9 protein-coding genes and 1 pseudogene are annotated in these 10,302 nt (G+C 34.7%); 8 read left to right on the top strand and 2 right to left on the bottom strand.

Going from position 1 to position 10,302, the window contains the following annotated elements; genetic code table 11:
- The first annotated feature begins 185 nt into the window (after window positions 1-185).
- A complete protein-coding gene (locus L950_RS13910) occupies window positions 186-1,082 on the top strand; it encodes an EamA family transporter (protein ID WP_021190140.1) in 897 nt (298 codons plus the stop codon).
- A 55-nt stretch (window positions 1,083-1,137) separates the two neighbouring features.
- Here the strand turns inward: L950_RS13910 and mtaB are convergent.
- Window positions 1,138-2,456, bottom strand: a pseudogene (mtaB, locus tag L950_RS13905) (tRNA (N(6)-L-threonylcarbamoyladenosine(37)-C(2))-methylthiotransferase MtaB).
- Window positions 2,457-2,791: 335 nt separating this feature from the next.
- On the opposite strand from mtaB, the gene L950_RS13900 reads away from it, so the two are divergent.
- The 3 genes from L950_RS13900 (at window position 2,792) to L950_RS13890 (ending at window position 5,466) form a co-directional block, all read left to right on the top strand.
- Window positions 2,792-3,613, top strand: coding sequence for a thymidylate synthase (locus tag L950_RS13900; RefSeq protein WP_021190139.1), 822 nt, complete (start codon window positions 2,792-2,794; stop codon window positions 3,611-3,613).
- 37 nt (window positions 3,614-3,650) lie between these two features.
- A complete protein-coding gene (locus tag L950_RS13895; RefSeq protein ID WP_021190138.1) occupies window positions 3,651-4,145 on the top strand; it encodes a dihydrofolate reductase in 495 nt (164 codons plus the stop codon).
- Window positions 4,146-4,281: 136 nt separating this feature from the next.
- Window positions 4,282-5,466, top strand: coding sequence for a serine hydrolase (locus L950_RS13890; protein ID WP_132772157.1), 1,185 nt, complete (start codon window positions 4,282-4,284; stop codon window positions 5,464-5,466).
- 54 nt (window positions 5,467-5,520) lie between these two features.
- Here the strand turns inward: L950_RS13890 and L950_RS13885 are convergent, their stop codons facing one another.
- Window positions 5,521-6,525 (bottom strand): D-alanine--D-alanine ligase, encoded by a 1,005-nt coding sequence (locus L950_RS13885; protein ID WP_021190136.1) that lies wholly within the window; start codon window positions 6,523-6,525, stop codon window positions 5,521-5,523.
- A 152-nt stretch (window positions 6,526-6,677) separates the two neighbouring features.
- Here L950_RS13885 and L950_RS13880 point away from each other — a divergent pair, with 152 nt between their 5' ends.
- From L950_RS13880 to L950_RS13865, 4 genes are read left to right on the top strand one after another with little or no spacing between them, the layout of a single operon-like run.
- Window positions 6,678-7,496, top strand: coding sequence for a PASTA domain-containing protein (locus tag L950_RS13880; protein WP_021190135.1), 819 nt, complete (start codon window positions 6,678-6,680; stop codon window positions 7,494-7,496).
- A 2-nt stretch (window positions 7,497-7,498) separates the two neighbouring features.
- Entirely contained in the window at window positions 7,499-8,539 is a 1,041-nt protein-coding gene (mltG, locus tag L950_RS13875; protein ID WP_021190134.1) for an endolytic transglycosylase MltG, read from the top strand.
- A 1-nt stretch (window position 8,540) separates the two neighbouring features.
- Complete coding sequence (locus tag L950_RS13870) at window positions 8,541-9,005, top strand: acyl-CoA thioesterase (protein ID WP_021190133.1); 465 nt, start codon at window positions 8,541-8,543, stop codon at window positions 9,003-9,005.
- Entirely contained in the window at window positions 8,950-9,924 is a 975-nt protein-coding gene (locus L950_RS13865; protein ID WP_031288364.1) for a YihY/virulence factor BrkB family protein, read from the top strand. The genes L950_RS13870 and L950_RS13865 overlap by 56 nt, the downstream gene beginning before the upstream one ends.
- Window positions 9,925-10,302 lie beyond the last annotated feature (378 nt).

Here is a 10,302-nt window from a genome sequence, read left to right as displayed (position 1 = left end):
TTTCTTAACTGAACAACTACTGAGTAAAAGTATCAGGCTGAAAAAAATAATATATTACGTTTTATAGACATATCAATATCAAATGTTAGGTAAATGTAATAAAACCAAATTTAACTGGCAAACAAGCCCTTCTTTCTTCATATCTCTTTTCAAATTGTAATTTTGTCGGAATTTGTAAAATATATATGGAAAAATTAAAAGGTGCTATTGCTGTATTTGTCGGTGCAAGTAGTTTTGGACTGTTGTCAACATTTGTCAAAAAAGCATATGCACAAGATTACACTTTAGGGCAAGTAACTGGAGTACAAGCTATTTTTGGAATGATTATATTATGGGCAGTTTATCTACTCATTCAGTTGCTAAACCCAAAAGCTAATCATGGCTTCTCTAAAAAATCTAATAAATGGAAAATTGTTATCAGTGGTATTTCTACAGGTCTAGTAAGTTTAGTTTATTACAAATGCGTTCAATTAGTACCTGCTTCATTGGCGATTGTTCTATTGATGCAATACATCTGGATAGGAACGTTAATTGAATATATTATATTCAAAAATAGACCTACCAATCGTCAATTGATTGGTATTGCAATTGTACTTATAGGAACTGTATTTGCAACAGGTCTTATTGAACAAGGAATCGATAAGCTCAATTGGACCGGCATTACCTACGGCGTATTAGCGGCAACTGCTTATGCAGTATTTCTAATTGTTAACGGACGAGTTGGAAATGACTATCCGCCAGTTCAAAAAAGTGCATTAATGGTGACTGGATCCTGCATCATGATCTGTTCCATCTTTCCGCCAACATTTTTGATATCGGGAGCTTTAGGTGACAGCATATGGCATTTCGGACTTATTCTTTCTTTCTTCGGAACCGTTATTCCACCATTATTATTTGCTTATGGAATTCCTAAAATCGGTTATTCTCTAAGTGGTATTTTAAGTTCTGCAGAACTACCAGTAGCAACTGCTATGTCATACTTCATACTTAAAGAAGCTGTAAGTCCTATTCAATGGATAGGTGTATTCATGATATTAGCAACTGTCATTTGGTTAAATGCTAAAAAGGAAAAAGTTGCATAACGACAAGGGCTCAATTCTAATCGAATTGAGCCCTTATCTTTTTTATCATCTAGCATTAGTGTGCTAATATTTCTTTTAACTCTTCTATTTCAACTTCACAACCATCTGTGATCGATAAGAATTTCACATGTGCAACTTCGTTGACCAACAAAGGATCGTAGGCTGTACGAACTTTCACATAATTTTTGGAGAAACCATGCATATATCCGTCCTTCTCATCACTCTCAAAAAGTACTTCGCCTACTTTATCCAATTGTTTCTCATAGAAAGCACGACGTTTTTTCTCTGATAAAATGTGCAGCATTTTACTACGGTCACTGCGCTGAGATCCAGGGACAGCCCCTTCCATCTGTGCAGCTATTGTATTTTCACGTTCAGAATAAGTAAAGACATGCAAATACGAAATGTCCATGTCATTTAAAAAATTGTAAGTGTCGATAAAGTCTTCACGAGTCTCTCCAGGAAATCCTACAATGACATCAACGCCAATACAGCAATCCGGCATTAATTCCTTAATCTTCTCCACACGCTGTGCATACAGCTCTCGCTTGTAACGCCGACGCATCATACTCAATACTTTATTATTTCCAGACTGTAAAGGCATATGAAAATGTGGAACAAAACGTTTTGATTGTGCTACAAATTCAATAATCTCATTGGCCAAAGATTTGGCTCTATCGAAGAAATACGGATACGGTCTATTCCTGACACTTCATCCAAAGCCTTTACAAGGTCTAAGAATTTATCTTGTCGTTTACCGTCTCGAATACCAAAATCACCGATATTTACACCCGTTAACACAATTTCTTTTACGCCAGATGCCGCAATTTCCTCGGCTTGACGTACGATATCCTCAATTTTCCCTGAACGGCTTGCTCCACGAGCAAGAGGAATTGTACAAAAAGTACAAGAATAATCACATCCATCTTGTACTTTTAGGAATGTACGCGTACGGTCACCGATTGAATATGCAGATACAAATTGATTGGTTTCATCAATTGGTGCATTATGGACAACAGCCTTCTCGTTTTTTGTCAGATCATTGATATGTTCGATAATATTGAACTTTTCTGCGGCACCTAAAACCATATCCACTCCCGGGATTTCAGCAATCTCAGCTGGTTTCAACTGCGCATAACAACCGACAATGGTGATATAAGCATTAGGTGAATATTTAAGTGCTTCCTTTACTACCTTGCGACATTTCTTATCTGCATGATCCGTGACTGAACATGTATTAATAACATAAACATCTGCCGCACTATTGAATGGCGTGGTTTCATAACCCGCATCTTGAAAGACACGACCTATGGAGGATGTTTCTGAAAAATTCAATTTACATCCTAAGGTATAGAAAGCTACTTTTTTACTCATAATGATTTTGCAAAAATACAACAAAAAGCTCCAAATGAAAATTCTTAATTCTGATTTAACCGCTTTTCAATTAATTATGAGATTTTAATGATCCAAAATTTAACAATATCAGTTTTAATTTCTTTATTTTACCGTCTTTCTTTACATTGCTATATATAGTGTACCACATATGAAAATCGTATGCACACTTTTATAAATTTTCGTGAGAATACTTCAAAAAATCTTACCTTCGTATAGAATATTACATGGTTATACAGCGAGCATCTTTGTTGGTATATTACAGCCAAAAAGACGCTATTTGTTAATCAAAAAATAAATAAAAGCAACTATTTACAATGAAACAATATCTTGACTTACTAAAGCACGTATATACAAACGGGGTTATTAAAACTGACCGTACTGGAACTGGAACTAAAAGTGTATTTGGATATCAGATGCGTTTCAATTTAAAGGAAGGCTTTCCACTTGTTACGACAAAAAAATTACATTTAAGATCAATTATCCATGAATTGATCTGGTTTTTGAAAGGTGAAACAAACATCAAATATTTAAAAGATAATGGTGTCAGTATCTGGGATGAGTGGGCAGATGAAAATGGTAATTTAGGTCCTGTTTATGGATCACAATGGCGTTCATGGCCAACTCCTGATGGAGGCCATATCGATCAGATTGAAAAAATAATCAAGCAATTGAAGACTTCACCAGATTCAAGAAGAATCATTGTGTCTGCCTGGAATGTTGCAGAAATTGAAAATATGGCCTTACCTCCTTGTCATGCATTTTTTCAATTCTATGTTGCTCCTGCTGATCCTGAAAATGGGATCTTAAAACCACAGTTGTCTTGTCAGTTATATCAAAGAAGTGCAGATATCTTTCTAGGTGTACCATTTAATATTGCCTCTTATGCTTTATTAACCATGATGGTGGCACAGGTTTGTGATATGGAAGCCGCTGAATTTATTCACACCTTAGGAGATGCCCATATATACAGTAATCACTTCGAACAAACAGAATTACAATTGAGCCGTGAACCAAAGGCTTTACCTCAATTAAAAATCAATCCCGAAGTAAAAGATATCTTTGATTTTAAATTTGAAGACTTCGAGTTGTTAAATTATGAATCCCATTCGCATATTAAAGCTCCTGTAGCAGTTTAAAAAGAATCTTCCTTATATACATGTGTAACCTATAGAAATGAGTAAACTTAAAATAACATTAATTGTAGCCGCTACTGAAAATAATGTAATCGGTAAAGGAAATAAAATGCCTTGGCATTTACCAAATGATCTTAAATATTTCAAAAAAAATACACTTGAACATAGTGTGGTTATGGGGAGAAAAACTTTTGAGTCTCTTGGTAAACCATTACCAGATCGCAGAAATATTATCTTGACAAGAGACATGACCGCAAAATCTGATGATGTGGACATCGCCAATAGCTTTCAAGAAGTATTAAATTATTGCAGAGATGAAAGAGAGATCTTTGTTATTGGTGGTGGCGAAATATTTAAACAAACGTTACCTTTCGCGGATAAAATATTATTGACCAGGTTGCATACAACTATTGATGGAGATGCTTACTTTCCAGAATTACCAACACATGACTGGATATTAGAAAGTGAAGATAAGCATGAAAAAGATGAAAAACATGCTTTTGACTATAGCTTTCAAGTGTACGTCAGAAAATAAAGATAAAGGCTTCTCTAATCTTAAGAAGCCTTTATTGTAAACCATCCTTTCGAAAATCGGTATACTAAGTCCAATTATGCATAAATTTCTAACATTTTTTTTCATCAGTATCATTCCTTACTCCTTTGCTCAAAAAATGGATACAATTTACCTCGAAAAATTATTACAAGGCCATCCCGAATTGTTTCAAAAGATCTTAGATCACCCGAGTAAAAATGAAGTTCAAATTCTCTATACGCAAATTGATCGGGATAAAAATAATGTGCCACATTTTAAATCATTCAGTTATAGATTAAATCCAAATTGGTATTTCTATCCTGCCAGCACAGTTAAGCTCCCAACGGCAATCCTAGCATTAGAAAAAATAAATGAGCTAAAGATTGCTGGATTATCAAAAGATACACCGTTAAGAATCGACTCTTCTTATGAGAAACAAACAGCTGTTGTACAAGATGAGTCTGCTAAAAATGGTCTCCCGTCAGTTGGTCAATATATTAAAAAAATCCTTTTGACAAGTGACAATGACGCACAGAACAGACTTTTCGAATTTATCGGACGTGCTGAATTGAATAGCAAATTACAAAAGCATGGCGCACAAAACTCACGCATTGTCAATAGACTGGCCATAGGTGACAAAGGTGTCTGGGCAAAACACACCAATCCCATTACTTTCTACTTAGAAGATAAAACCCTCTATAAACAGGATGCCCAATTTGATCCAAACGACTACCCTATTAAGCTAGAAAATACTCGTCAAGGAAAAGGTTACATGAATGACAAAGACGAGCTTATTCATGAACAATGGAGTTTTGAAGGGTTAAATGTTTACCCGTTAGATGATCAGCAACTGATCATGAAAAAATTACTTTTCCCGGAAGCTTTCGATGCTCGCAAAAGATTCAAATTAACAAATGATGATTATTCATTTTTGTACGACTACATGTCGCGTTATCCGTTTGAGTCGGATTACCCTAAATATGACACAACTGAATTCTGGCCGACATATAGTAAATTGCTTTTTTATGGCCGTGATAAAAAGGCAACAATAAATCCAAATATTCGCATTTTCAATAAATATGGAGATTCCTATGGTTATAATATTGATAACGCATACATTGTTGATTTTGAAAAGGGGATAGAGTTCCTATTGGCTGTAGTAATCCAATCTAATGAAAATGGAATTTATAATGATGGAATCTACGAGTATGAAACTGTCACCTACCCATTTCTAAAAAACATAGGCCAAATTATCTACCAGGAAGAACTCAAAAGAACGAAAGAATTTAGACCTGATCTAACGAAATTTGATTTTAGAAAATAAAAAAAGTTACATTACATGAAGTTGTAATGTAACTTTTAAAATCTCATACTGAAGTTATTTTTTTAGCGCCACTTCGATTAAATTACCGTAAAACTCTTGTTCCGTCAATCCTGCCGCGCGGACTTGTTGAGGAATTAAACTTTGGGGAGTTTGCCCTGGAATGGTATTGATTTCAATAAAATAAAACTTATCCGTATCGTTTTCCAAAAAGAAATCAATACGGACCATTCCTTTACAATTCAATCGCACATAAATATCTTTTAAAATCTTTCCTATGCGCAATTGCTGATTTACATCCAGATCCGCTGGTGTAATTTCTTCTGTAAGCCCGGGAATATACTTTGCCTCAAAATCAAAAAACTCACGTGTTGTTTTCACTTCAGTAGCCGGTAAAACAACCAGTTCCCCGTCGACATTACGATAAATACCTTCCGAAAATTCACGGCCGTTTACAAACTCTTCAACAATAACCTGGCTACCGGTGTTTTCAGCATCAAAAGCTTTATCAATGGCTACTTTTAGTTCATCTGCCACTTTTACTTTGGTCATACCTATACTACTACCTCCAGCATTAGGTTTTACAAAATAAGGCAGGGATAATTTATCTTCTACCAGCTCAACGGCTTGAGCGCGTTGATTTTCAAACAATAAGACAGATTTAGCTAAAAATAAATCATTAAGATCTGCCAAAATAGCTTTCGTATATCCCTTATTCATTGTTAGCGCCGAAGTCAACGCATCACATGATGTATAAGGTATGCCAACTAAGTCAAAATAGCTCTGTAATCGCCCATCTTCACCGGGTGAACCATGAACCATTATAAAAGCCAATTCAAACTGAACAATACTATCATCAAGCACTAAAGTAAAATCTTCTTTATTGATTGCATGCTTTATTCCTGAATCACTAACATAAAACCATGCATCTTTGGTAATCGTAATTTGATAGATATCGTACTTATTGTGATCAAGCTGTGAGTATACAAATGCAGAACTTTTAAAAGAAACTTCTGCTTCACCTGTATAACCTCCAGTTATTAATGCTATTTTTGTTTTCATAAAATTATCGTGATTCTTCTAACAAATATAATTTGCTATACACAGAAAAACGAATATTGTTCAATATTTAAAAGCGCAGATATTGAACAAAAATAGTGGCTTTAATCTTGCTTAGAAAATATACGATAAAATGATTTTTTAAAGAAATATAAATGTCAAAAATATTACAGTATTTAAAAACGAATACGTTTAGAAACAACATTCTAATCGCTATTGGATTTGTTTTAGCAATTTTCCTATTCATCTATCTTGGTTTAAAAGTATATACCAAACACGATGAATCGATAGAAGTTCCACAAGTAAAAGGCTTACATATTAATGCTGCTATCTCAGCATTAGAAAATGCGAACTTGGAATATCAAATTGATTCCGTTTATCAAATGGATGCTAAACCTGGTCTAGTAATTGAACAAGATCCCGAAGCTAAATTTCATGTAAAAAGCGGACGTACAATCTACTTAACTATTATTACACAGGTAGCACCAGAAATTGCATTTCCAAAAATCAAGGATAAAACATTAATTGAAGCATCTTCTATACTAAAAAATCATAATTTACGTATAGGTGATACAACTTATATTGCTGACATAGCAAGAGATATTGTTTTAGATGCCCAATTTGCAGGGCAATCTATCCGTGATGGAAGAATGATTCCAAAAGGATCCAAAATTGATTTAATATTGGGTAATGGTCAGGGCGCAAATGAAGTTCAAATACCGGATTTATCAGGATTGACTGTTACGGAAGCAAAATTTGCATTACAAGGTATAGGATTAGCTTTGGGTACGGTGACTTACGATATTGGCGTATCGGATACGAGTACAGCCCGTGTTATCACACAGTTTCCTGGTTTAGAGACCGGGATCACGAGTATTGGATCCAAAGTGGATCTTACGTTGTCCAATACTGTCCCTGCTACTCCACCAGTAACAGCTCCTTCTTCACCGCAAAAACAAAAAACAAATCCATAAATATGGAAAATAAAAAGAGAATACCAAATTGGTTAAAAATCATTGCACTCCTAATCTTTATTATTGGAGGATATTTCGGCTGGACAGCTTACACCACTTTCCTAGCATCAAATGTTACAGATAATCAAAAATACCTGTATATCAATACAGGTGATACTTATTTACAAGTATTACAAAAAATAAAAGATCAAAAAATAGTGGAAGATCCAAATAGTTTTGATCGCGCTGCTAAATATCAGAATTATACGGAGAGTGTTAAGCCTGGTCGTTATGCTTTGACTCCAGGAATGAACAACCGAAGATTTATCGGTAATTTGAGAGGAGGCTATCAAGATGCTGTTAAATTTAGATTCGAAAATATCCGCTTAAAGGAAAACTTTGCTGGTAAACTTGCAGAAAATTTCGAGGCTGACTCTATCACGTTCTTAAAACTATTAAATGATGAGAATCTAGCAAAGTCATACGGTTTTACTAAAGATAATTTCATTGCAATGTTTATTCCAAATACATATGAACTTTATTGGAATACTGCGCCCGAAAAATTATTTGCACGTTTTCATGATGAATGGGAAAAATTTTGGACAAAAGATCGCTTAGCAAAAGCAAAAGCAATCAACCTGACACCACAGGAAGTTAGTTCTCTTGCTGCCATTGTTAAAGGTGAAGCACTTCACAAAGACGAAATGCCCGCTATTGCCGGGTTATATCTCAACAGATTACAAAAAGGAATGCTTTTACAGGCTGATCCGACAGTTATTTTTGCCACTCAAGATTTTACTATCCGACGTGTATTGAATAAACATTTAAGAACTGATAATCCATATAACACCTATATCTATAAAGGTCTTCCTCCAGGTCCTATTATGATGCCTAGTATTGTTGCCATAGATGCTGTATTAAATTATAAGCATCACGACTATATTTATATGTGTGCTAAAGAAGACTTTTCTGGATACCATGCTTTTGCTACTAATGTCGCTGAACATCAAATAAACGCCCGCAAATTTCAAAAAGCATTAGACGAACGAAATATCAAAAAATAGTATGTTTCAATTCGAATATCAAACACGTGTACGGTATGCAGAAACCGATCAAATGGGTTATGTGTACTATGGAAACTACGCTGCATTCTACGAAATAGCTCGAACCGAAATGCTACGAAGCACCGGAATTTCTTACCGTGAACTGGAGGAGATGGGTGTTATGCTACCGGTTATGGAGATGAAATGTAAATACATTAAACCTGCACGTTACGATGATTTAATAACGATTAAAACTACAATCAGAAAAAAACCTGCAGTAAGAATAGTTTTTGAATATGAACTGTTCAATGAAAAAGAAGAGCTCCTAAATACAGGTGAAACAACACTCGTATTTGTTGATATCAGTAAGAACAAACCCACAATGCCACCCGCATTTTTCTTGAAAAAATGGCGCAATACTTTGAATAAACATGTCCAATATTCATCAATACTTATTGAAATTAAAACCTTACAATCAAGTTATTGAATGGAGTAAAGGAGTGATTTTACCTGGATTTGGATCTTTGCCTCTCTATACTGTAGCCATATTCTTTTTTCAAGAAATATCTCGTGACTCTATTTTAAGCAAAGCATCATCACTTTCTTATAGTTTCATGCTGGCTATTTTTCCGGGGATCATCTTTCTATTTACATTGATCCCTTATATACCAATAGACAATTTTCAAGAACAGCTTTTAGATTTTTTGGAAGTAGTCATTCCACATAATGCTTATGAAGTAGTCGAGACTACATTAGAAGACATTATTAAAAATCAGAATGGAGGACTTTTATCTTTCGGTTTTATATTGGCAGCTTACTTTGCTACCAATGGAATGGCCTCCATGATGCGGGCTTTCAATAAGGCTTCTCTTATTGCTGAAAAACGTACGTGGATAAAACGTAGAATGATTGCGCTTGGACTCGCTTTTTTGATTATAACAGCCTTAACCATAGGAATGACTATATTTACTTATGCTGGCATTGTTGTTAATTATCTTAAAGATAGTATTGCTATAACCAATAGTTTCTGGGCCTTTGTCATAAAGGCGGCTCGTTGGTTCGTCATATTCGGTATATATTTCTTTACTGTGAGCTGCCTTTATAAATTTGCACCAACATCTTCCCGTCGCTGGAAAATATTTAGCCCCGGAGCAACTTTAGCTACTATTTTAGCTATTCTAACTTTCTCCGGATTCGCATTCTATATCAACCACTTTGGCACGTACAATAAGCTATATGGGTCTATTGGAACTTTAATTGTCATCATGATCTGGATGTATCTCAATACATTAATATTACTGATAGGTTACGAACTAAATGCGGCCATTGCTCTGTCCAAACAAAGTATTAAAATCGTAAGGCCAAAAACCTACAATTCATTCAGAGCAAATAACGAAAATTTATAGTTCGGCTTGAGATATCGTCTATTTTTTAAAAATTAGTTTATTACAATATAAATCGGAACAGCTGTTCAATCTTCTTATTAATTCTGCTTTTAAATATCGGCTACCAGAAAAAAGGCACAATCCCCTATCTCCCTCTAAATCAACAAAATTCATAGCCCCTATTTTTTACGTTACAATTCGATCATACTGCTCAATAATTTCTCAAATGTACTTGTACAACCAAATCAAAGTAATTTACACCCTACAATAACTCCTAGATTGGAACAATTGATAGGAACATACGCCCCAATTCCATATGGAAGAGTCATAATTCAATTATGTTTTAGCAGTGGATTTCACTCGAAATTGCCAGCAATTCCATAAATGTGGATAACAATT

This window comes from Sphingobacterium sp. IITKGP-BTPF85, from assembly GCF_001006065.1.
GTDB classification, from domain to species: Bacteria; Bacteroidota; Bacteroidia; order Sphingobacteriales; family Sphingobacteriaceae; genus Sphingobacterium; species Sphingobacterium anhuiense.
The sequence above is the reverse complement of the archived record's forward strand: the minus strand, read 5'-3'. Positions and strand labels throughout refer to the sequence as shown.